The sequence below is a fragment of the Pseudogulbenkiania subflava DSM 22618 genome (assembly GCF_900177275.1).
Taxonomy (GTDB): domain Bacteria; phylum Pseudomonadota; class Gammaproteobacteria; order Burkholderiales; family Chromobacteriaceae; genus Pseudogulbenkiania; species Pseudogulbenkiania subflava.
Genome location: NZ_FXAG01000023.1, coordinates 1 through 22,291, shown reverse-complemented (window position 1 = coordinate 22,291; position 22,291 = coordinate 1). Strand labels below are relative to the sequence as shown.

At 62.1% G+C, this 22,291-nt stretch carries 17 protein-coding genes and 1 rRNA gene; 8 read left to right on the top strand and 10 right to left on the bottom strand.

Annotated features, from left to right (window positions below):
• Nucleotides 1-53: 53 nt before the first annotated feature.
• From rbsK to radC, 3 genes are all read right to left on the bottom strand, one after another.
• Nucleotides 54-956: a ribokinase gene (gene rbsK / locus B9N72_RS17245; RefSeq protein ID WP_085277518.1), complete on the bottom strand. Its 903-nt coding sequence runs from the start codon at nt 954-956 to the stop codon at nt 54-56.
• Between the two features lie 160 nt (nt 957-1,116).
• Nucleotides 1,117-1,368: a hypothetical protein gene (locus B9N72_RS17240; protein ID WP_008955743.1), complete on the bottom strand. Its 252-nt coding sequence runs from the start codon at nt 1,366-1,368 to the stop codon at nt 1,117-1,119.
• Between the two features lie 180 nt (nt 1,369-1,548).
• Nucleotides 1,549-2,223 (bottom strand): RadC family protein, encoded by a 675-nt coding sequence (radC, locus tag B9N72_RS17235; RefSeq protein WP_085277517.1) that lies wholly within the window; start codon nt 2,221-2,223, stop codon nt 1,549-1,551.
• A gap of 140 nt (nt 2,224-2,363) precedes the next feature.
• On the opposite strand from radC, the gene coaBC reads away from it, so the two are divergent.
• Together coaBC and dut are read left to right on the top strand one after the other, a co-directional pair.
• A complete protein-coding gene (gene coaBC / locus B9N72_RS17230; protein WP_085277516.1) occupies nt 2,364-3,545 on the top strand; it encodes a bifunctional phosphopantothenoylcysteine decarboxylase/phosphopantothenate--cysteine ligase CoaBC in 1,182 nt (393 codons plus the stop codon).
• 73 nt (nt 3,546-3,618) lie between these two features.
• Nucleotides 3,619-4,071, top strand: coding sequence for a dUTP diphosphatase (gene dut, locus B9N72_RS17225; protein WP_085277515.1), 453 nt, complete (start codon nt 3,619-3,621; stop codon nt 4,069-4,071).
• Nucleotides 4,072-4,258: 187 nt separating this feature from the next.
• On the opposite strand, the gene B9N72_RS17220 is transcribed toward dut, so the two are convergent.
• From B9N72_RS17220 to B9N72_RS17200, 5 genes are all read right to left on the bottom strand, one after another.
• Nucleotides 4,259-5,083 carry an ABC transporter permease gene (locus tag B9N72_RS17220; RefSeq protein ID WP_085277514.1) on the bottom strand — a complete coding sequence of 275 codons (825 nt, stop codon included), beginning with the start codon at nt 5,081-5,083 and terminating at the stop codon, nt 4,259-4,261.
• Nucleotides 5,084-5,086: 3 nt separating this feature from the next.
• A complete protein-coding gene (locus tag B9N72_RS17215) occupies nt 5,087-6,349 on the bottom strand; it encodes an ABC transporter permease (protein WP_143477857.1) in 1,263 nt (420 codons plus the stop codon).
• 91 nt (nt 6,350-6,440) lie between these two features.
• Nucleotides 6,441-7,478, bottom strand: a complete 1,038-nt coding sequence (locus tag B9N72_RS17210; protein WP_085277512.1) for an ABC transporter substrate-binding protein — start codon at nt 7,476-7,478, stop codon at nt 6,441-6,443.
• 110 nt (nt 7,479-7,588) lie between these two features.
• Nucleotides 7,589-8,701 carry an ABC transporter ATP-binding protein gene (locus B9N72_RS17205; RefSeq protein ID WP_085277511.1) on the bottom strand — a complete coding sequence of 371 codons (1,113 nt, stop codon included), beginning with the start codon at nt 8,699-8,701 and terminating at the stop codon, nt 7,589-7,591.
• Nucleotides 8,702-9,116: 415 nt separating this feature from the next.
• Nucleotides 9,117-13,928 carry an NAD-glutamate dehydrogenase gene (locus tag B9N72_RS17200; RefSeq protein ID WP_085277510.1) on the bottom strand — a complete coding sequence of 1,604 codons (4,812 nt, stop codon included), beginning with the start codon at nt 13,926-13,928 and terminating at the stop codon, nt 9,117-9,119.
• Between the two features lie 536 nt (nt 13,929-14,464).
• Here B9N72_RS17200 and B9N72_RS17195 point away from each other — a divergent pair.
• From B9N72_RS17195 to B9N72_RS17170, 6 genes are all read left to right on the top strand, one after another.
• A complete protein-coding gene (locus B9N72_RS17195) occupies nt 14,465-15,229 on the top strand; it encodes an ABC transporter substrate-binding protein (protein ID WP_085277509.1) in 765 nt (254 codons plus the stop codon).
• A gap of 77 nt (nt 15,230-15,306) precedes the next feature.
• Nucleotides 15,307-16,071 carry an ABC transporter substrate-binding protein gene (locus B9N72_RS17190; protein WP_085277508.1) on the top strand — a complete coding sequence of 255 codons (765 nt, stop codon included), beginning with the start codon at nt 15,307-15,309 and terminating at the stop codon, nt 16,069-16,071.
• Between the two features lie 54 nt (nt 16,072-16,125).
• On the top strand, nt 16,126-16,815 hold the full coding sequence (locus tag B9N72_RS17185; RefSeq protein WP_085277507.1) for an ABC transporter permease: 690 nt from the start codon (nt 16,126-16,128) through the stop codon (nt 16,813-16,815).
• Nucleotides 16,812-17,543, top strand: coding sequence for an ABC transporter permease (locus B9N72_RS17180; RefSeq protein ID WP_085277506.1), 732 nt, complete (start codon nt 16,812-16,814; stop codon nt 17,541-17,543). The genes B9N72_RS17185 and B9N72_RS17180 overlap by 4 nt, the downstream gene beginning before the upstream one ends.
• A 140-nt stretch (nt 17,544-17,683) precedes the next feature.
• The gene (locus B9N72_RS17175; protein ID WP_085277505.1) at nt 17,684-18,499 is read left to right on the top strand and encodes an ABC transporter ATP-binding protein; all 816 of its coding nucleotides are present in this window, start codon (nt 17,684-17,686) and stop codon (nt 18,497-18,499) included.
• 90 nt (nt 18,500-18,589) lie between these two features.
• On the top strand, nt 18,590-19,579 hold the full coding sequence (locus B9N72_RS17170; RefSeq protein ID WP_234986034.1) for a GlxA family transcriptional regulator: 990 nt from the start codon (nt 18,590-18,592) through the stop codon (nt 19,577-19,579).
• Here B9N72_RS17170 and B9N72_RS17165 read toward each other — a convergent pair.
• Both B9N72_RS17165 and rrf read right to left on the bottom strand, forming a co-directional pair.
• Nucleotides 19,569-21,812 (bottom strand): ATP-binding protein, encoded by a 2,244-nt coding sequence (locus B9N72_RS17165; protein ID WP_234986033.1) that lies wholly within the window; start codon nt 21,810-21,812, stop codon nt 19,569-19,571. The genes B9N72_RS17170 and B9N72_RS17165 overlap by 11 nt on opposite strands.
• A 247-nt stretch (nt 21,813-22,059) precedes the next feature.
• A 5S ribosomal RNA gene (gene rrf / locus B9N72_RS17160) occupies nt 22,060-22,173 on the bottom strand.
• Nucleotides 22,174-22,291: the final 118 nt, after the last annotated feature.

Genomic DNA, 22,291 nt, shown 5'->3' with positions numbered 1-22,291 from the left:
AGCGTCCTCGGCAAGGCCCCAACCGGCCCTCCACGGCAAGTTTCACACTTTTTTCACCGTTGCCCGCTGCCGACCAGGAAAGCATCGAGCTGTACCGCCGTCGGCATGCCCCCACGAGCCCCCGGCTGCGTTACCGCCAGCGCCCCGGCCGCCACCGCGCGCTTGAGCGCCACCTCGATGCCCAGCCCCAGGAACACCGCCAGCGCGGCGTTGAAGGTATCGCCGGCCCCGGTGCTGTCGACCACGTCTACTGCCAGCCCCGGCTGATGGCGCAGCCGTCCGTCGGCGTCGGCATAAGCGGCGCCCTCTGCGCCCTGGGTCAGCACCACCTTGCCCGCCAGCGACACCGGCAGCGACTCGAGCCCGGAGACAGTGGTATCCCCGAGCAGTTGCATCAGCTCGTGCTGGTTCGGCGTAAGGTAGGCGACCCGCGCCAGCAATTCCACCGGCAAGGCTTGCGCCGGGGCCGGGTTGAGGATCAACGGCACGCCATGCCGCTCGGCGAGACGGGCGACTTCCGCCACGGTCTCCAGAGGAATTTCCAGTTGAATCAGCAACACGTCGGCCGAGGCAATCTCGGCTTCGGCCTGGCGCACATCGTCCGGGCTCAGCACATGGTTGGCACCAGGCACGACAACGATGGCGTTCTCCCCGCCGCTGACCGTAATGGAGGCAACACCGCTGGCGACACCGGGCGTCACCGCCACATGACGCGTGTTCACCCCCTCCTGCTGCAGCCCGGCCAACAGTTCGCGGCCGAAGTCGTCGTCGCCGACACGCCCGATGAAGCTCACCTCGGCACCGAGGCGGCGAGCGGCTACCGCCTGGTTGGCCCCCTTGCCGCCATGGCTGGTGAAGAAACGCTCGCCAATGAGCGTTTCGCCGGGCGCAGGAAAACGTGCACACAACGCGACCAGGTCCATATTGATGCTGCCGATCACCACGATCTTTGGCATGGTTCTCCCCCAGATGGCCCCGCTCCCATGACCGGGGGCTCAGTTTGATGGTAGCGCAGGAGGGGGGGAAGGTGTCGGGGCAAAGCTCAGGCCGGCTCAACGCGGGCGAGCCACGGCACGACGCTGGCCGCCGCCCCCATGAGCGGCGGGGCGAGAGGACTCAGTGCAGGCTTTCACGGGACAGAAAGCGCAGGTAGCCCACCCCTTCCAGCCAGAAACCGCCGTCGGCCAGCGGGGTCGCCTCTTCCAATTCGGCCACCGTCAGGATCAGCTCCTGACCGTCCAGCTTCGCCGCCAGCGCGATATCCTCGTCGTCGGCGAACTCTTCCGAGGCGTATTGGTAGTCGGGCTTGATGAACTGGTTGTTCACCTGGATGTACTCTGATTCATTCAGCAAGCGCAGGATGTTCATGACGACCTCCTCGTGATGCGAAGAATGTAGAACCAAGCTCGACAGTTACATTTGTAAAGAGGCGACTCGCGCCGGGCCGCACTGTCGACGGCCGGGCATCGCCTGTCACCGGCATGGGATGGGTTCTTTGCGCAGACGCCGGCAGCCAGCAGCCAGCAGCCAATCCAGAGTAGATACACCCTACAGCCAGCCACGCTCGGCAAACGACTCGGCATGGCTTCCCGTGATCACGAAATGGTCCAGCAAACGGACATCCACCAGTTGCAGCGCGGCCTTGAGGGTATCGGTCAGCGCCCGGTCTGCCGACGACGGCTCGGCGACGCCGGAAGGGTGGTTGTGTGCCACGATGACGCCGGCTGCATTGTGTGCCAGCGCCCGCCGCACCACCTCGCGCGGATAGACCCGGGTCTCGCTCAAGGTGCCGCTAAATACTTCTTCGACCGCCAGAACGCGGTTTTGTGCCGTCAGGAAGATCACCACGAATACTTCGACGTCGCGCAGACCGATGGTCAGACGCAGAAAGTCGCGCACCGCCTGCGGACTCGACAGCGCATCGGCCAGCTTCATCTCTTCGGCCAGCGCCCGTCGCACCAGTTCCTTGGTGGCCATCAGTTGGGTGTACTTGGCCACACCCAGACCATGCTGGCGCTCGAATTCGGCCAGATCGGCCGACAACAGACGCGACAGGGAACCGAATTCGGTCATCAACCGGCGTGCCATGTCGACCGCCGACACCCCCTTGATCCCGGTACGCAGGAAGATGGCAAGCAGCTCGGCGTCGGAAAGACATCCCGCCCCCTGTGCCAGCAGCTTTTCCCGGGGCCGCTCCGCGGCAGGCCAATCGCAGATCGACATGATCGGCTCCTCATTGTGCTATAGCTTGTTTTCGCCATTAAACCCAACTCCATGCCAAAAACATAGCGAGCGCGGCGGCGCCACCGAGGCCGGCAATTTCCGGTAAACTTTTATCTTTTCAGCTTGCACAAAGGCTTTCCATGTCTGCCAAACGGATACTGCTGGGCGTCACTGGCGGCATCGCCGCCTACAAGGCGGCCGAGCTGACCCGTCTCCTGGTCAAGGCCGGACACCGTGTCGACGTGGTGATGACCGACGCCGCCACCCGCTTCGTCACGCCGACCACCTTCCAGGCCCTGTCCGGCCATGCGGTCTACACCAGCCAGTGGGACCCGCGCCCGGACAATGCCATGGCGCACATCGAGCTGTCGCGCCGCGCCGACGTGTTCCTGATCGCCCCGGCCAGCGCCGATTGCCTGTTCAAGCTGGCGCACGGTGCCTGCGACGACCTGATCTCCACGCTGGCCGCGGCGCGTACCTGCCCGCTGATCGTCGCCCCGGCGATGAACAAGCAGATGTGGGACAACCCGCCCAACCAGCGCAACGTCGCCCAGCTCGTCGCCGACGGCGTGACGGTGTTCGGCCCGGCGGCGGGCGCGCAGGCCTGCGGCGAAGTCGGCCTCGGCCGCATGCTGGAACCGGAAGAGATCGCCGAGCGGCTGGAAGGCTTCTTCATCGAGAAACGCCTCGCCGGCAAGCAGGTGCTGCTCACCGCCGGCCCGACCTTCGAGCCGATCGACGCGGTGCGCGGCATCACCAACGTCAGCTCGGGCAAGATGGGCTACGCGCTGGCACGCGCCTGCCGCGATGCCGGCGCCGAGGTGACGCTGGTCTCCGGCCCGACCAGCCTGCCCTGCCCGGTCGGCGTACGCCGCCTCGATGTGGTCAGCGCCGCCGAGATGCACCAGGCCGTGTTGCAGGAAGTCGGCCGCAGCGACGTCTTCATTGCCGTGGCGGCGGTGGCCGACTACCGCGTCAAGAACCGGTCGGAGCACAAGCTGAAGAAGGGCGACAGCGTGCCGGTCATCGAACTGGAAGAAAACCCGGATATCCTCGCCACCGTGGCCGGCCTGCCGGCGGCACCGTTCTGCGTCGGCTTCGCCGCGGAAAGCCAGAACCTGCTGGAATTCGCCGAAACCAAGCGCCGGCGCAAGAAGGTGCCGCTCCTGGTTGCCAACCTGGCACAACAGGCCATGGGCGCCGACCACAACGAAGTGGTGCTGCTTGACGACGCCGGTGCCCACCCGCTGCCGGTTCTGCCCAAGGAGCAGGTGGCCCACGCCATCGTCGCGCACCTGGCGGCACTGCTGCCCCAGCGCTAAACCGCCCGATCCACCCAGAGGTTGGCCGAAGCCCGGCTTCGGCCAACCTTTCACGATTATTCAAGGACTCCGCATGAAACCCGTCATCGACGTCAAGATTCTCGACCCGCGCCTGCACGACAGCCTGCCTAATTACGCCACCGCCGGCTCGGCCGGGCTCGACCTGCGCGCAGCCATCGACAGCCCGATGGAAATCAAACCCGGCGAGACCCAGCTCATCCCCACCGGCATGGCCATCCACCTTGCCGACCCCGGCCTCGCCGCGATGATCCTGCCGCGCTCCGGCCTGGGTCACAAGCACGGCATCGTGTTGGGCAACCTGGTCGGCCTGATCGACTCCGACTACCAGGGCCAGCTGTTCGTCTCGGTGTGGAACCGCGGGCACAGCAACTTTGCACTCGAACCGCTGGAGCGCATCGCCCAGATGGTGATCGTGCCGGTGGTGCAGGTCGGCTTCAACATCGTCGACGACTTCGACGCCTCGCACCGCGGCGAGAACGGATTCGGCAGCAGCGGCCGACACTGAGAGCTTGTAAATAAATCTGCTGCGCCCCCCATGCCGGCCCTGTGATGCTCGCCGTACAATGTGTACGGCTGTGCTTCTCGAGCCAGCCTGGGGAGGCTCGCGACGATTTCTTTCACAAGCTCTGAGTCCCACCTGAATGAAAAAAGCCCGGTCAAACCGGGCTTTCGTTCGTTCTGAGACGACCGACTCAGGCCTTGGCGGTGCGGATGCGCTCGGAGCGGCCGCGCAGCCATTCCAGCGTCAGCAGCAAAGTGGTGGAGAACAGGATCAGCACCGCCGCCGCCGCCGCGATCGCCGGGCTGATGTTCTCCTTAATGCCGCTGAACATCTGGCGCGGCAGCGTCACCTGCTCCGGGCCGGCCAGAAACAGCGTCACCACCACCTCGTCGAACGAGGTGGTGAAGGCGAACAGCGCCCCCGACACCACGCCCGGCGCGATCAACGGCAACACCACCTTGCGGAAGGTGAGCAGCGGATTCGCCCCCAGGCTGGCGCTGGCCTTGATCAGGCTGGTATTGAAACCGCTCAGCGTCGCCGACACGGTAATCACCACAAACGGCACCCCCAGCGCGGCATGCACCAGAATCAGGCCGAGGTAATTGTTGGTCAGGCCCAGCGGCGAGAAGAACAGGTAGGCACCGACGCCGACGATCACCACAGGCACCACCATCGGCGAAATCAACACCGTCATCAGCAGCGACTTGCCGGGGAAGTTCGAGCTGGTCAGACCAACCGCCGCCAGCGTCCCCAGCACCGTCGCCAGCAGCGTGGCGGCTGGGGCCACGATGAAGCTGTTCTTCAACGAGTGGGTCCACTCGCCGTTGCCGAAGAACTCGGCGTACCAGCGCCACGAGAACGACTTGATCGGGTAGACCAGGAAGCTGTCGGCCGAGAACGACAGCGGGATGATCGCCAGCAGCGGCGACATCAGGAACACCAGCACCAGCACGCACACGAGGCGGAACGTCCAGTACCAGAGCTTCTCGACGGGAGAGGCGTAGTTAGGCAGCATGATTTACCCCAGGCTCAGACGGTCGGTCCCCACCAGCTTGCTGTACACCGCGTACAGCGCCAGGGTGGCGATCAAGAGCAGGCTGCCCAATGCAGCGGCCATGCCCCAGTTGATGGTGACGTTGGTGTAGAAGGCGACGTAATAGCTCACCATCTGGTCTTCCGGGCTGCCCAGCAAGGCCGGCGTGATGTAGTAGCCCAGGCACATGATGAACACCAGCAAGGCCCCGGCCGCCACGCCCGGCAGCGTCTGCGGGAAGTAGATCTTCCAGAACGCGGCGAACGGATGGTCGCCCAGCGAAATGGCCGCCTTGACGTACGAAGGGGGAATGCTCTTCATCACGCTGTAGCTGGGCAGGATCACGAACGGCAGCAGGATGTGCACCATCGCGATGTAGACACCGGTACGGTTGAACGCCAGCTGCAGCGGGTGGTCGATGATCCCCAGCGCCATCAGGCCGCTGTTGATCAAACCTTCCGACTGCAACAGCACGATCCACGCCGCCACCCGCACCAGCACCGAGGTCCAGAACGGCAGCAGCACCAAGATCATCAATAGGTTGCTCTGACGCTTGGGCAGGTTGGCGAGCCAGTACGCCACCGGGTAGCCCAGCAGCATGCAGAATACCGTCACCCACAGACTCATCCACATGGTGCGGCCGAAGATGCTGAGGTAGGCGCGCTCGTTGACCGGGGTCAGCTCCGGCACCCCGCTCTTGTTCTCGCGCAGGTCGAGCGAGCGGTAGAGGTAGTACGGGCTCCACGATTTGGCATTGCGGGCGATGGCGTGCCAGTGGTCGGGATCGCCCCAGCGCTCGTCGATCTGGATGAAGTGGTCGCGCACCGACTCGCCAGCCGCCAGTTGCAGCGGCATCTTGCGTGCGGTACGCATCAACAGCGAGCGGTAGCCGCTGATTTCCATATTGAGGCGCTTGCTGGCGTCCGCCAGCGTGCCGTCCGCCTTGGCGCGGGCCAGGTCCTCCGCCAGTGCGGAGTACACCGCGTCCGACGGCAGGCCGCGCTGATCCCAGGCCCGGATCAGCTGACTGGTATGAGGAAGCGCGGTAACGACTTCCGGGTTATCGACGCTGCGGAACAGCAGCGACGTGATCGGGACAAGAAAGGTCAGCAGCAGGAACAACCCCAGCGGGGCGACCAGGGCGATCGCCTTGAATTGCTTGAGACGTTGCTCGCGCGCCAGTTTCTTCTTGAGCGGCTCGCCGTCGGCGGCCGTCAACGGCGCATTCATGATAAGACTATCCGACATGTCATCAACCTGAGAGAGGGGCCCCGCCGCCCTGTCGCGGCGGGAGCCGCAGTTACATACCGGCCCGGCTCACGCCAGGCCGGCCTCAAGGTCAGCGTGCTGCCCAGGCGTTGAAACGCTCTTCCAGGTCTTCGCCATGCTCAACCCAGAACGGTACGTCCAGCGCCAGCGCCCCTTTCAGGTTGGCCGGAGCGGTCGGCAGGTTGGCCACCAGCTTGGCGTCCATCTGCTTGACCGTCTTCAGGTTGGTCGGACCGTAGGCGATGTGAGCCGAGTAGTTCTTCTGGTTTTCCGGCTTGCTGGCGAAGTTGATGAACTTCATCGCCTCCTTCACCTTGGCACCCTTCGGAATAGCCCAGGAATCGACGTCGTAGATGCTGCCGTTCCACACCACTTTCAGGTTCTTGCCTTCCTTCTGCGCGGCGTCGATGCGGCCGTTATAGGCCGAGCTCATCACCACGTCGCCGGAGGCCAGGAATTGCGGCGGCTGGGCGCCGGCTTCCCACCACTGGATGTTCGGCTTGAGCTGGTCGAGTTTCTTGAAGGCGCGGTCCACGCCGGCCTTGGTGCCCAGCACCTTGTAGACGTCGGAGGCCGGCACGCCGTCGGCCAGCAGAGCGAATTCCAACGTGTACTTGGCGCCCTTACGCAGGCCGCGCTTGCCCGGGAATTTCTTCACGTCCCAGAAATCCTTCCAGGAGGTCGGCGCCGCCTTCAGCTTGTCGGCGTTGTAGGCCAGTGCGGTCGACCACACGAAGATGCCCACACCGCACTCGGAGACGGCCGGCTTGACGAAGTCGGCCTTGTTGCCCACCTGGGCCCAGTTGATCTTTTCGAAGATGCCTTCTTCGCAGCCGCGCAGCAGCTCCGGCGATTCCACTTCGAGCACGTCCCAGGTCGGACGGCCCACTTCCACCATGGCCTTCACCTTGGCCATTTCACCGTTGTAGTCCCCCGCGGTGATCTTGGAGCCGGTCGTCTTCTCGTACGGCTGGTAGTAAGCGGCGGTCTGGGCATCCTTGTTCGCCCCGCCGAACGAAATGACAGTCAGGCTTTCGGCAGCCAGAGCCGACAGCGAAACCCCGCCCAGCACAGCGGTAACGATGATTTTCTTGGTAACGTTTTTCATCCAGCTTCTCCTCTGAAACCCAGTTCAGTTTAGTGATAGGCAAAACCCGTGTTCCCGGGCTCATTGCGACGTACCTGTGGCGTCGATCTGTCTTGTGTGTGTGTGAAAAACTACGGATTGAGGGGGTCCAGCGCCCGGATGTCTTCCGGATTCCAGCCCAGGGAGATAGAGTCGCCGACCGACCAGGAACCGTCGAGCTCGCTCACCGGCACCTTGACGATGAAGGACGGGTTGCCCGCGACGTCCATGCGCAAGCGCACGTGATCGCCGAAGTAGATGAACTCCTGCAGCTTGCCCTGGAAGCGGTTGGCGCACTGCTCCGACGCGCCGTTCAGACGCACGCGCTCGGGACGGATCGACATGGTGGTCCGCGCCCCGGCCCGATCGGCGCACACCGCCTTGGCCGTCAGACCAATGCCGTCGCCCAGCTTCACCTGGCAGAGACCGTCCTGCAGGCTCTGCACCTCGCCCTCCAGCGTATTGTTCTCGCCGATGAAACTGGCGACGAAGGAATTCACCGGGGCTTCGTACAGGTTATAGGCACTGTCGATCTGCTGGATGATACCGTCCTTGAACACGGCGACGCGGTCGCTCATGGTCAGGGCCTCGCCCTGATCGTGGGTCACGTACACCACGGTCACGCCCAGCGAGTCATGAATGTGCTTGATCTCCATCTGCATGTGCTCGCGCAGCTGCTTGTCGAGCGCGCCCAAGGGCTCGTCCATCAGCACCAGCTGCGGGTTGAACACCAGCGCGCGCGCCAAGGCCACACGTTGCTGCTGGCCGCCGGAGAGCTGCGCCGGATAACGGTGCGCCAGCTTTTCGAGCTTGACCATCGACAGCGCGTGCATCACCTTGGCATCGATATCGGACTTGGAGAAATTACGGATTTTCAGCGGATAGGCGAGGTTTTCGCCGACCGTCATGTGAGGGAACAGGGCATAGTTCTGGAACACCATGCCGATATTGCGTTTGTGCGGCGGAACGTGATTGAGCAAGGCGCCATTGAGGCGGATCTCGCCATGCGTCGGGGTCTCGAACCCGGCCAGCATCATCAGGCAAGTGGTCTTACCGGAACCGGAAGGCCCAAGCAGGGTCAGGAACTCCCCTTTGCGAATATCCAGATCCAGATGCTTGACGATCAGGCTCTCGCCGTCGTAGCTCTTCTGAACACCGCGAAAGCTGACCAGCACCTCAGTGTCGGGAACGACTTCAGGCACCATGGTTTCTCCTCTGAAACTAAATGTCCGACCAGCGGAACGTGATTCCATTTCTCATACAGGCAGCCCATGTTATAGGCCATTCGGCTTCTGTTTTCTCCCCGCCTGCCATGCAGACCGGTCCTGAGCCTGTGCTTGAAACCTGTAGCGCAACGATAGCCCACAACGGCTCGGCCAATCAACAATGTTTAATTTCAAGTAAAACCACAAGACTGAAAGCGTTAAATAAATACAACAATTGTTGAACAAACCCAACTATTTTATAGTTTTAATTACAAATAAATAGACAATATCGATCAATAAATTTAATAACGCACGAAACGTCTATTTTTTTAACCACGTTACACGGTGAGGATATTAAACGGCACCCATAAAAAAACCGGCCTTGCGGCCGGTCTGAAGGGAGAATTGAAACGGGTCAAGCCAACAGGTGATTGTTCAGCTCGCGCATGCCGGCCGACAACATCGCCAGGTCCAGTGCCTGGAAGGCCTGCAATTCGGCAAACATCTGGTGGCAGGTCTCGACATCGTGGTGGCGCTTTTCCAGCCAGGCGCTGGCCAGGTCTTCCGACTCCTTGCACTCCTGGATCGCCAGCTTGGCCACCTTGCGGTGCAGGCGATACAGATCATCGCGCAATGCCGAACGTGCCAGCGACTGCCAACGGTTGTCACGCGGCAGACGGGTGATCGCCTCACGCATCCAGTCCAGCTGCAGCACCTTGCCCAGGCGGTAGTAATTGCTGGCCAGCACACCCTGGGTCAGCTCCTCGCCCTCACCGATTTCGATGATGTCCATCAGCGGCACGGCGAATTCCAGACGCGCCAGCACGCGCGCCAGGCTGGCCGGCAGGTTCGGGATGTCCAGACGAGCTTCCATCGCCGCCACGGTCGGGTAGTCGGTGGCGCTGATCAGCTCCGGCAGCGCAGCAAGCAGAGCCTGCACCTTGGCGCCATACTGATCAATCACGGCGTTGACCGAGCTGAACGGACGCTTGTTGCGCAGCACCCAGCGCGTCACGCGCTCGATCAGGGTACGCACGATCACCATCAGCTCCATCTGCTGGTCGGCCTGAATCTGGTTGTCCAGCGCCTCGATCTGGCCCCACAGCTGCTCGGCATTGAACACGCGGCTGGCGATCCACCAGGCACGGGCGATGTCGGCCGCCGAGAACGGCGATTCTTCCTGCAGGCGGAACACGAAGGTCGTGCCCATGCGGTTGATGATCTGGTTGGCCAGCTGGTTGGAGATGATCTCGCGCTTCAGATGGTGTTTCTCCATCTGGCCGCGGAAACGTTCCTGCAGCGGTTTCGGGAAGTAGTTCACCAGCACCGGCAGGAAATCGGCATCGTCCGGCACATCGGTCGCCAGGATCGCCTGATCCAGCGAAATCTTGCTGTAGGCCAGCAGCACCGCCACTTCCGGCGCGGTCAGACCCTGACGCGCCAGACGGCGGTCGTTGATCTGCGCTTCGGACGGCAGGTACTCGATCTCGCGGTTCAGTTCGCCGGTCTTCTCCATGTGGGCGATCATGCGCGCATGAGTCGACAGGATCGACGCCGACTCCTGCTGCTTGATCGCCAGCACCTGGGTCTGCAGGTAGTTGTTGCGCAGCACCAGATGACCCACTTCCTCGGTCATTTCGGCCAGCAGCTCATTGCGCTGCTTCAGCGTCATGTCACCGGCCTGCATCACCGCGCCCAGCAAGATCTTGATGTTGACCTCGTGGTCGGAGCAATCCACCCCAGCCGAGTTGTCGATGGCGTCGGTGCAGATACGGCCACCGGACAGGGCGAACTCGACGCGGCCCAACTGGGTGCACGTCAGGTTACCGCCTTCGGCCACTACTTTCACACGTAGCTCGCGGCCGTCGACACGCACCGGGTCGCAGGCGCGGTCGCGCGCATCGGCATGGCTCTGCGTCGAGGCCTTGACGTAAGTGCCGATACCGCCGTTGTACAGCATGTCGGCGCGGGCCTTGAGGATCTCGTGGATCAGCTCGTTCGGCGCCATGCTGTCCTTGTCGGTCTCCAGCCAGGCTTTGACTTCCGGCGACAGCGGGATCGACTTGGCCGAGCGCTCGAAGATGCCGCCGCCCTTGGAGATCAGCTCGCGGTTGTAGTCGGCCCAGCTCGAGCGCGGCAGGTTGAACAGGCGCGCACGTTCCGCGAAGCTCACCGCCGCGTTCGGCGTCGGGTCGAGGAAGATGTGCATGTGGTTGAACGCCGCGATCAGCTGGATGTGCTCGGACAGCAGCATGCCGTTGCCGAACACGTCGCCGGCCATGTCGCCGATGCCGATCACGGTGAAGTCCTGCTCCTGGGTGTTGACGCCCAGGTGGCGGAAGTGACGCTTCACCGATTCCCAGGCACCGCGTGCGGTAATGCCCATACCCTTGTGGTCATAGCCGGCCGAGCCGCCCGAGGCGAAGGCATCGCCGAGCCAGAAGCCATACTGTTCCGAAATGCCGTTGGCGATATCGGAGAAAGTCGCGGTGCCCTTGTCGGCGGCCACCACCAGGTAGGGATCGTCCGGATCCAGACGGCGCACGTCCTTCGGCGGCACGATCTGGCCGGTCACCAGGTTGTCGGTGACGTCGAGCAGCGCCGAGATAAAGGTCTTGTAGCAGGCGATCCCCTCGGCCATGAAGGCTTCGCGGTCGCTCGGCGACGGCAGCTGCTTGCAGACGAAACCACCCTTGGAGCCCATCGGCACGATCACCGAGTTCTTCACCATCTGCGCCTTGACCAGACCCAGCACCTCGGTACGGAAGTCTTCCATGCGGTCGGACCAGCGCAGGCCGCCGCGCGCTACCTTCGAGCCACGTAGATGCACGCCTTCAACGCGCGGGCTGTACACCCAGATTTCAAACATCGGGCGCGGCTGCGGCAGGAACGGGATGGCGTTGGATTCCAGCTTGAACGAGATGTAGGACTTGAACTCGCCGTCTTCGGCCTTCTGCCAGAAGTTGGTGCGGCGCACCGCCAGGATCACCGATAGGAAGCCGTTGAGGATGCGGTCCTCGTCCAGGTTGGCGACCTGGTCAAGCAGGTGTTTCAGTTCGCCCTGCAGGGTTTCGGCCTGCGCGTCGTCGGCGTTGACCGGGTCCAGGCGCGCCTGGAACAGGCTGACCAGGTTACGGGTGATGGCCGGGTAGTTGGCCACGCACTGCTCGATATAGGCCTGGCTGAAGGTCAGGCCGCCCTGGCGCAGATACTTGGCCAGTGCGCGCACCAGCGAGATTTCGCGCCAGTCGAGACCGGCCACCAGCGCCAGACGGTTGAAGCCGTCATTCTCGCAGCGCTTGGCGAACACTTGCGACAGCAGTTCCTGGAAGTCGTACTGTACCTCTTCGCGCGCCATCTGCTCGAAGGCATTACCGACGTCGAGGCCGAAGTCGCTGATCCAGACCGCGGCACCGTCAGAGGTCTGCACGCGGTAGGGGTGCTCGTCACGCACGCGCACACCCATGTTCTCGAGGATCGGCAGGCTGGCGGACAGGCCGAGCGGCTCGCCGGCGCTGAACAGCTTCAGATTGAAGGCGTTGGTGCCGCGATGCAGCGGGCGGTACAGCTTCATACCGAGGCGTTGCTCGCCGCCCAGCGACTCCATCAGCTGCACATCGAGCACCGCGTTGCGAGCGGCGAACTCTTCGCGGTACGCCACCGGGAACGCGCCCTTGTAGCGATGGTACAGCGCGTTACCCTGCTCTTCGCCGTGCGCCTCGACCAGCAGCTGGTGCAGCTCTTCCTGCCAGCCGCGCACCACGCGGGCGATCTCCGCCTCGATGTCCGACTCGTGGAAGGTCGGCAGGTCGGCGGCATGGGTGCGGATGGTGTAGTGCACCAGCGCCAGCGTGCCGTCGCCGATCTGGACGCTGAACTCGGCCGAGGTGCCGTTGAAGGCGTTCAGCAACACCTTCTCGATCTTCAGGCGCACTTCGGTGTTGAAGCTGTCGCGCGGCACGTACACCAGGCAGCTGACATAGCGGTGATAGCGGTCGGTGCGTACGAACAGGCGCACGCGCGGGCGTTCCTGCAGGTTGACGATGCCCTCGATGATCGGGGCCAGCGCTTCGGCCGGGATTTCGAACAGCTCGTCGCGCGGGTAGTTTTCCAGCACGAAGCCCAAGGTCTTGGCCTTGTAGCTGTTGTCCACGTAGTCGCAGTAGTTGACCACGTACTCGGCCTTGCGGCGCACGATCGGGATGTTCTTCAGCGAGACCTGGTAGGCGTGGGCGGTATACAGGCCGAGGAAGCGGCGCTCGCCGATCACTTCGCCCTTGCTGTTGAAGCGCTTGATGCCGACGAAGTCGATATAGGCCGGACGGTGGATGATCGAACGGGTCTGCGACTTGTTCAGAATGATCAGCTGCGGCAGGTGCGCCAGTTCACGCAGTTCCTGCGGCAGCTGTTCGAAGCTGGCGGAATACTCCTTGTCCCCCTGCTCCTTCAGGATGCCAAGACCGCTTTCCTTGACGATCTTCAGGCTATCCTTGCCATCGCGCTTGACGAGGTCGTAATCGCAGTAACCCATCAGCAGGAAATGGTTGTCGCCCATCCAGTGCAGGAAGTCGATCGCCTCCTGGGCTTCGTCGGCGCGGGCACCCTTCACCTTGGCCAGATCGTCAGCAATCTCGGTGAGTGCCGCGCGCATCTTGGGCTCGTCGTTGACCACCAGGCGGATATCGGAAATAACGCGGTTCAGATCGTTTTCCAGACGCTTGAGCGTGGCGGCGTCGGACACGCGGTCGATCTCGACGTGAATCCACGATTCCAGCGGCAGGTCGCGGCCCTGGGTGCGCTTGAGTTCCACCAGCTGGCCCTTGGCATCGCGTGCCACCGCCACCACCGGGTGGATCAGGAGATGCAGGTTGAGGTTGTAGCGCGACAGCAGCATCGCCAGCGAGTCGATCAGGAACGGCATGTCGTCGCCGACCACTTCGATCACGGTATGCGTGCTCTGCCAGCCGTCACGCTCGAAATCCGGGTTGTAGATGCGCGCCTTGTGGGCGCCGGGCTTGCGCTGCTGCGCGAAGTCGTAATGGGCGATCGCCGCGCCGAACAAATCCAGCGACGAATACCGGCGCAGATCGTCGTACTCTGCTTCTTCGAAATAGACCGGAAAGAAAGGGGCCAGTTTTTGTTGCTCATCACTGGACAGCTTGCTGTCAGCCTCCGCCTGAATGTCGTCAATCAGGCTGGCGTGTTCTGTCATGTTGCTGAGGGACATTGGTTTTCTCTGTGTTGTTTGCGCAGGGGTAAGGGTTCTGCTGATCAGGGATTGTAGAGAGGTCGATCAGCACAAGATTTCTATAAAGCGACACGCTCTTACATCTTCCTTGGTTGCACAGCAGCATTCGTGTATGGGCGGGGATGAGAGATTGCTTTTTCCACCACTCATAGGCTTATAGCAATGCGACAGCCAATTATAAAAAGACTTTTGTGAAATTTTCTTGCGCGCGCAGTTTTAAAAACAAACAACGCATTGTTTTTATTGATATTTTTCAGAAGGCAAAAAACCCGGTAGAATGCGCGGCTTCATTTTTTCCACCCTGCCACGCCAAGGCGAGTGGATTGTTCGACCACAAATGTTCGTGCCACCATGGACTCATACAAGGGCCGGGGCATCACCGGCCGACGAGAAAACCGGCGGGTAGCCGGCCATACCCCGGCCTGGTTCACCACTTCGGCACGACATTAAGCGGGACCGCGTCAGAAGACCGTTCTGGCACCCGGTTCACGTTCTGAGAAATAGAGAGGCATTCGATGAAAAAGGTTTTGATGGCTGTGGCGCTGGCCGCCCCGCTGTTCGCGTCCGCTGCCCAGGCAGAGACCATCCGTTTTGGCGTTGACCTGAACTACCCCCCGTTCTCCAAGCAGGGCGCGGACGGCAAACCGCAAGGCTTCGATATCGACATGGCCCATGCGCTGTGCTCGGCGATGAAGGCCACCTGCGAGATCGTGCCGCAGGACTGGGACGGCCTGATTCCGGCGCTGAACACCAACAAGTTCGACGCCATCCTGTCTTCGATGCAGATCACCGACGAGCGCAAGAAGGCCGTCGACTTCACCAACAAGTACTACAACATCCCGAGCCGCATCATTGCCAAGGCAGGCACCAAAGTCGACCAGAACAGCTTCAAGGGCAAGAAGATCGGTGCACTGCGCGCCTCGACCCAGGAGAAGTTCGCCAAGGATTACTGGGGCAAGACGGGCGCCAAGATCGTCGCCTACACCAAATCCCCGGAGTCGTTCCTCGACCTGACCAGCGGCCGACTTGACGCCGTGTTCGTCGACGGCGCAGTGGGCGACCAGGAGTTCCTGAAGACCCCGCGCGGCAAGGGCTTCGCCTTTGTCGGCCCGGAATATGCCGATGCCAAGTATTTCGGCCTGGGCGCCGGTATCGCCGTGAAGAAGGGCAACAACGCGCTGCGTGAACGTCTGAACGCAGCCATCGAGCAGATCCGCAAGGATGGTTCCTACAAGAAGGTGCAGGACAAGTACTTCGCCTTCGACGTGTACGGCCACTGAGCTTCGGCCAACCCCGGACGGCCCGTGCCGAAGCATGGGCCTGATTCGAGCCCCCCACCCTTTCCGCTGGAGACTTCATGAAACAGCCCTTGCTGACGCTGGGCGCGCTGCTGTGCGCGCTGACCGCCGCTAGCCACGCCGAGACACTGCGTTTCGCCACCGATGCCAGCTACCCGCCGTTCTCCCAACAAGGTCCGGATGGCAAGATGGCCGGTTTCGACCCGGACATCGCCCGCGCCCTGTGCACGGCGATGAAAGTGACCTGTGAAGTCGTGCCGCAAGACTTCGACGGCATCATCCCGGCGCTCAACGCCAAGAAGTTCGACGTCATCATCGCCTCGATGAACATCACCGACGAGCGCAAGAAAGCGGTCAACTTCTCCGACAAGTACTACAACATGCCGAGCCGCCTGGTCGCCAAGAACGGCGCCGCGGTAAACGACGCCTGGTTCAAGGGCAAGAAGATCGGCGTGCTGCGCTCCTCGATCCAGGAAAAATACGCCCGCGACCACTGGGTCAAGCTGGGCGCCAAGCTGGTGCCGTACGGCAAGGCGCCGGAGTCCTTCCTCGACCTGAAGGCCGGCCGGCTCGACGCCAGCTTCGTCGATGCCGCCGTGGGCGACACCGACTTCCTGAAGACCCCGAACGGCAAGGGCTTCGCCTTTGCCGGCCCGGCCTATAACGAAGCCAAATACTTCGGCGAGGGTGCCGGCATCGCCGTGCGCAAGGCCGACGCGGCCCTGCTCGAGCGCCTCAACAAGGCGCTGAAGCAGATCCGCGCCGACGGCAGCTACGACAAGATCCAGAAGAAGTACTTCTCCTTCGACATCTACGGCAACTGATAGGAATGGCCGCACCGGCACGCCATGCCGGCGCGGCTATCCTTGGAGAACAGCATGTTTTTGCAGGGTTATCTTCCCAGCATTCTGGAAGGCGCGGCACTGACACTGGAAGTCGCGGCGGCTTCGCTGGTGGTGTCGGTGGTCCTTGGACTGATCGGCGCCATGTTCAAGATGGCGCATTCCCGCGCCCTGGTCTGGTCGGCCGAACTCTATTCCACGGTGGTGCGCGGCGTGCCCGACCTGGTCTGGATGTTCCTGTTGTTTTTCGGCGGCCAGATGCTGATCAACGATATCGCCGAACGCTTCGGCCTGGGCGCACCGGAAATCAACCCGATGATCGCCGGCGTGCTCACCATCGGCTTCATCTTCGGCGCCTACATGACCGAGACCTTCCGCGGCGCCATCATGTCGGTACCCAAGGGACAGATGGAAGCCGGCGCCGCCTATGGCATGTCGCCGCTGCGGGTGTTCTTTCGCATCACTGCACCGCAGATGGTGCGTTTCGCTCTGCCGAGTTTCTCCAACAACTGGCTGGTGCTGGTCAAATCCACCGCACTGGTCTCGGTGATCGGCCTCAACGATATGATGTACAAGGCGGATACCGCCAAATCCATCACCCAGGAACCCTTTACCGTCTACATGGTGGTGGCGGCGATCTACCTGCTGATCACCACGGTTTCGATTGTGGCCCTGAACGCGCTGAACAAACGCTATTCGACGGGTGTACGGGAGAGTGAGCTGTGATTGACGCCAACCTGATGATCGAGAATTTTCCGTCCTTCCTGGGCGGCGGCAGCGGGCAAGCCGTGCTGTCCACCAGCGACGGCCTGATCCTGACGCTGGAACTGCTGTTCTACTCGCTGCTGGGCGGCCTCGCGCTGTCGATTCCACTGGGATTGATGCGCGTCTCCAGGAACCGACTGGTGTCTGGCGCGGTCTGGCTGTACACCTACGTGTTCCGCGGCACGCCGATGCTGGTGCAGCTGTTCATCATCTACTACGGGCTGTCGCAGTTCGAGGCGGTGCGCGAGAGCTGGGCCTGGACCTACCTGCAGGAAGCCTATTTCTGCGCGCTGCTGGCCTTCACGCTGAACACGGCGGCCTATACCACCGAGATCATCGCCGGCCAGATCCGCAACACGCACTGGGGCGAAATCGAAGCGGCCAAGGCCATGGGCATGAGCAAGTGGCTGATGATGCGCCGCATCGTCATCCCCGCCGCGCTGCGCCGCGCGCTGCCTGCCTACAGCAACGAAGTGGTGATGATGCTGCAAGGCACCTCGATTGCCGGCCTGGTCACGCTGGCCGACGTCACCGGTGTCGCCCGTCGCATCTACAGCGACACCTACATGCCGTTCGAACCGTTCCTGATGGCGGGCCTGATCTACCTCGCCTTCACCTTCCTGTTCGTCTGGCTGTTCAAGTTGGCCGAAAAACGCTGGCTGGCCTACCTGGCTCCGCGCAAGCACTGAGCCAGATGGCAACCAACAAGCAGGATGAACCGATTATCGCGTGAGGCGAGACGTACCCGCCCACATAGTGCCGCCGGCCATTACCCCACAGTGGCCGGTGCGTAACCCACGACGCATTCAAGACAGGGATTTGCTGAGCGATGAAACCGATCGAACACCCCAACGCCACCTCCACCGGCCTCGACAGCCAAGTCAAGCTGCACGTTGCCGACATCCACAAAAGCTACGGCAGCCACGAAGTGCTCAAGGGCGTGTCGCTGACCGCCCACGCCGGCGACGTCATCAGCATCATCGGCTCGTCGGGCTCCGGCAAGAGCACCTTCCTGCGCTGCATCAACCTGCTGGAACAGCCCAACAGCGGTAAAATCTTTGCCGCCGGTGAAGAACTCCAGCTGGTTCCGGACAGCCGCCACGGCGCCCTCAAGGCCGGCGACACCAAGCAGCTGGCCCGACTGCGCACCAAGCTCGCCATGGTGTTCCAGCATTTCAACCTGTGGGCGCACATGACGGTGCTGGAGAACATCATCGAGGCCCCGGTGCACGTGCTCGGCGTCCCCAAGGACGAAGCCATCGCCCGCGCCCGCAAATATCTGGAAAAAGTTGGCCTGAAGAACGTCGAAGACAAGTACCCGTCGCACATGTCCGGCGGCCAGCAGCAACGCGTCGCCATCGCCCGCGCCCTGGCGATGGAACCGGAAGTCATGCTGTTCGACGAGCCGACCTCGGCGCTCGACCCGGAACTGGTCGGCGAAGTGCTGCGCGTGATGCAGGACCTCGCCCGCGAAGGCCGCACCATGGTGGTAGTGACGCACGAAATGGGCTTCGCCCGCGAAGTGTCCAACCACGTCATCTTCCTGCACCAGGGCCGGATCGAAGAGCAAGGCAATCCGAAGGAAGTGCTGGTCAACCCGAAGAGCGAGCGGCTGGCACAATTCCTCTCGGGCAGCCTGAAATAATCATACAATTACGGCATTAAAACCGCCCCTCTGCCAAGTCTCCGACTTGGCAGAGTCTTCTTCCCGGAAGTTTTGTTTTTTCGGTCACCTATGGCTATTCAGACGCAAGTCGCCAAACCGCTCCGCTACGGCATCCTGCTGTTGCCCCACGCCGCCATGGCCGACCTGGCCCTGATTACCGAGGTCCTGTCCCGCGCCAATCAACTCGCGGAAAAGAAACTCTACGAGTTCCTACTGCTGTCGCCCAGCGGCGACGCCATGACCCTGACCAACGGCATCAAGACCGCCGTCGACCTACCGCTCAGCTACGCCCCGAAGCTGGACGGCATCTTCGTCATCGCCGACGAAATCACCAGCGACGTGGATGCTGACGAACTGGGCAAGACAATCCACGCCCAAGCCACCGACAAGCTGCAACTGATCGGCATCGGCTGCGGCAGCTACTGGCTCGCCCGCGCCGGCCTGCTGAACAGCTACCGCAGCACCATCCACTGGCAGGAAATCAACCGCTTCACCGAAGAGTTCCCCGAAGTCATCGTCTCGTCCAATCTGTATGAAATCGACCGCAACCGGATGAGTTGCGCCGGCGGCGCCTCGACGCTGGACTTCATGATGGTGCTGGTCGGGCAACAGCACGGGCACGAGTTCGCCGCCCAACTCTCCGAACTGTTCAGCATGGAACGCATCCGCCCCGGCAACGAACGGCAGCGCATCCCGCTCGCCACCCGTATCGGCGCCAGCCAGCCCAAGCTGACCGAAGCCGTCAGCCTGATGGAAGCGAATATCGAAGAGCCGCTGACGACCGACGACATCGCCTATTATGTCGGTATCTCGCGACGGCAACTCGAACGCCTGTTCAAGCAGCACCTCTCCGCGGTACCGTCGAAATACTACCTCGAGCTGCGTCTCAAGCGCGCGCGACAATTGCTGCAGCAGACCTCCAAATCCATCGTTCAGATCGGGCTGGCTTGCGGCTTCTCCAGCGGCCCCCACTTCTCCAGCAGCTATCGCAATCACTTCGGCATCACCCCGCGCGAAGAACGCTCCTCGCGCAACACCGGCAAGAACGCTAGCGAGTAGCCACCACCGGCGGCACCGCCGCCTCTGGCAACGATAGCGGCGGGGCAAAGGGCAGCCGCAGCCGGAAACAAGCCCCGCTGCCGGGAATGTTTTCCGCCTCGATCGACCCGCCGTACTGCTCGACGATGGTCTGGCAGATCGACAGCCCCAGCCCCATCCCCCCTTCGCGGGTCGAGTAAAACGGATGGAACAGCACCGCCTGCACGTCGGGCGAAATACCCCGCCCGCTATCGCGCACCTCCAGAATGGCATGGGAAAGCGCCACGTGGCTATGAATCACCAGCTGCCGCGCCCCTTCCCGCTCCCCCTTCATCGCCTCGATGGCGTTGGAGAGCAGGTTCATCAACACCTGCTCGATCTGGATGCTGTCCGCCATCACCGTCACCGGATTGGCCGACAGCATCTGCACCACCTGCACGCCATTGCTGCGCAGGTCATGCTCGGCGAGGAACAGGCTGTTTCCCACCAGCAGATTCAGATCGACCTGGCGGACATCCATGCTGCGCTTGCTGACGAAGGCGCGCAGGCGCTTGATGATCTCCCCAGAACGCTCGGCCTGACGGATGGCCGCCTTCAAGGCGTCGGTCACCTGAGACGGCGCCTCCTCGACATCTTCCAACATGGCCAGCGACGCGGCGCAGTAGTTGCTGATGGCGGCAAGCGGCTGATTCAATTCGTGCGCAATGCCCGAGGCCATTTCCCCCATGGTGTGCAAGCGCGCAACGTGCGACAGCTTCTCGAGATGGTCCCGCACCCGGCTCTCGCTGGCCTCCAGTACCGCCTGCGCCCGGCGCCGGATCGGCCCCATGTCTCGGATCGCACAAACGGCGCCATTCATCTCCCCGGTGCGGGAAAACAGCGGGGCCACGGCTCCTTCGACCAGGCGGGTTTCACCGTAAAATGTCGACAACAACAATTCGTCAGGAAACTCCACCACCTGCTGGTAGAGAAAGCTTTGGCCAATCGGATCGACCTGGGAAACGTCGGCCAACCCCTGCTGCAACCGCAATACTTCCCTGTAATCACGCCCTAGCAATTGCTCCGGCTGCAGCCCCAGCAGCTCCTGCGCCATCGGGTTGACCCACTCCACCTTGCGATCGTGACTCAGCGTGATCACACCATCACGGATGGCGTTCAATGCCACCTCCACCCGCTCGCGCTGGCTGAACAGAGCCTCATCGGCAGCCGAACGGGCGCGGTGCAAGTGCAGACGCTGTTGATATACCTGCCACAGCGCCAACAGCAACAGGGTCACCAGCAACTCCTGGAAGACCAGCACACTGAGTCGCAACTCGGCCCAGGTCACGTTGCGCGACAGACTCAAGACAAACGGCTGCGCATCGCTGGGCAAGTCCATTTTGGATTCGAAGCGCTGGAACAACGGCCATTGCGACACTTTGCTCGGACGGAGTGAGCGCTCATAGAGCAAGAGTGACCCATGCACTCCCGGCAACTCGCGCTGGTACAACGCAATATTCAGCGACTGCGACTCCAGGCGCAGCGGAGCCAGCAATTGCTCGAAGTGGACCTGCACCGCCACGACGCCCTCAACCAGGGGGGAATCGGGACGCAACGGAATCACCCCCGGTCCACCATTACGGTAGACGCCCTTCATCAGCAGATATGCCCGCTCGTCCCCTGCCAGTTCGAACGGCATCGAGACCACAATTTCACCTGTCGCGATGGCCTGCCTTAGTTCGCGAGCCAGTCGAGGCTCATGCAGGATGTCGTAGCCGTAGAGCCGTCGCGACGACTGGGTAACCGGCTCCACCATCGTGGCCGGGTAGTAGACATCGCGGAGAGGCGCAGCCCTCCACGAGCGACGCCGATTAAGGTCGAAATCGGTGATAGAAGCAGGCTCGCCAATCTCGCGTGACATTTGATCGAGATACCGATCACGCTCCGTCGGCACAACTTTTTGATAGAAAAGAATGGTGTAGAGCTTGGGGTAATTCGCCAGTATTTCTCGGGAAAAAGCGCTCAAGGCCGCGATATCGGATGTGTCACGCGATGCCACCATGGCATGAGCGGCCTGGAGCACGGCCTCGTTCTGATCCAGCTTGCGCGCAATCTGCACGTAAGCCGCACGGCCATCCTTCTCAAACCCCTCCTCCAGGCGGCTTCTCTCCATCTGAAGCCAGAGCAGGGCCGTCAAGAAACAAAGGCCGAGCCAAGCCAAGAGTGGCAAGGCCGATTTTCTGAGCTTGCCGGAGAGACCAAGAGACGATTTCAAGTGCGACCATTCCATTCAGGCTGACAAGTTCTACAACGGCAACAACGCCTGCGTCATATGAGTCTCCCCCAGTACACAGGCTGATCGAATTGTCGGGAAGACTAAGAATGTACAACTAAAAAGGGCCTCTGTGCCATCCGCAGCCACAAACACCCGTGATGCATCAGCCAGAGGACGCCTCTGCGGCACGACGGCGCCACAAAAGCAAAAAGCCCAGCTCGTAGTGAGCTGGGCTTTCTTGAGGGGAGTCTGGCGGTGTCCTACTTTCACACGGCAAGGCCGCACTATCATCGGCGCTAAGGCGTTTCACGGTCCTGTTCGGGATGGGAAGGGGTGGGACCACCTCGCTAAGGCCGCCAGACATAAACTGTCAACAAACTAGAAGAAGCCTGGAAGCCGGTTGGCTTCCATTTCGAATTGGGTAATCGATCGTACGTCGCACACTCTATTCACCGCGTGGCCCAAGCCACTCAAATGAT

Excerpts from the sequence above, each read along its gene's own strand:
- rbsK (WP_085277518.1), bottom strand. The coding sequence starts at position 956 with ATGCCAAAGATCGTGGTGATCGGCAGCATCAATATGGACCTGGTCGCG.
- B9N72_RS17240 (WP_008955743.1), bottom strand. The coding sequence starts at position 1,368 with ATGAACATCCTGCGCTTGCTGAATGAATCAGAGTACATCCAGGTGAAC.
- radC (WP_085277517.1), bottom strand. The coding sequence starts at position 2,223 with ATGTCGATCTGCGATTGGCCTGCCGCGGAGCGGCCCCGGGAAAAGCTG.
- coaBC (WP_085277516.1), top strand. The coding sequence starts at position 2,364 with ATGTCTGCCAAACGGATACTGCTGGGCGTCACTGGCGGCATCGCCGCC.
- dut (WP_085277515.1), top strand. The coding sequence starts at position 3,619 with ATGAAACCCGTCATCGACGTCAAGATTCTCGACCCGCGCCTGCACGAC.
- B9N72_RS17220 (WP_085277514.1), bottom strand. The coding sequence starts at position 5,083 with ATGCTGCCTAACTACGCCTCTCCCGTCGAGAAGCTCTGGTACTGGACG.
- B9N72_RS17215 (WP_143477857.1), bottom strand. The coding sequence starts at position 6,349 with ATGTCGGATAGTCTTATCATGAATGCGCCGTTGACGGCCGCCGACGGC.
- B9N72_RS17210 (WP_085277512.1), bottom strand. The coding sequence starts at position 7,478 with ATGAAAAACGTTACCAAGAAAATCATCGTTACCGCTGTGCTGGGCGGG.
- B9N72_RS17205 (WP_085277511.1), bottom strand. The coding sequence starts at position 8,701 with ATGGTGCCTGAAGTCGTTCCCGACACTGAGGTGCTGGTCAGCTTTCGC.
- B9N72_RS17200 (WP_085277510.1), bottom strand. The coding sequence starts at position 13,928 with ATGTCCCTCAGCAACATGACAGAACACGCCAGCCTGATTGACGACATT.
- B9N72_RS17195 (WP_085277509.1), top strand. The coding sequence starts at position 14,465 with ATGAAAAAGGTTTTGATGGCTGTGGCGCTGGCCGCCCCGCTGTTCGCG.
- B9N72_RS17190 (WP_085277508.1), top strand. The coding sequence starts at position 15,307 with ATGAAACAGCCCTTGCTGACGCTGGGCGCGCTGCTGTGCGCGCTGACC.
- B9N72_RS17185 (WP_085277507.1), top strand. The coding sequence starts at position 16,126 with ATGTTTTTGCAGGGTTATCTTCCCAGCATTCTGGAAGGCGCGGCACTG.
- B9N72_RS17175 (WP_085277505.1), top strand. The coding sequence starts at position 17,684 with ATGAAACCGATCGAACACCCCAACGCCACCTCCACCGGCCTCGACAGC.
- B9N72_RS17170 (WP_234986034.1), top strand. The coding sequence starts at position 18,590 with ATGGCTATTCAGACGCAAGTCGCCAAACCGCTCCGCTACGGCATCCTG.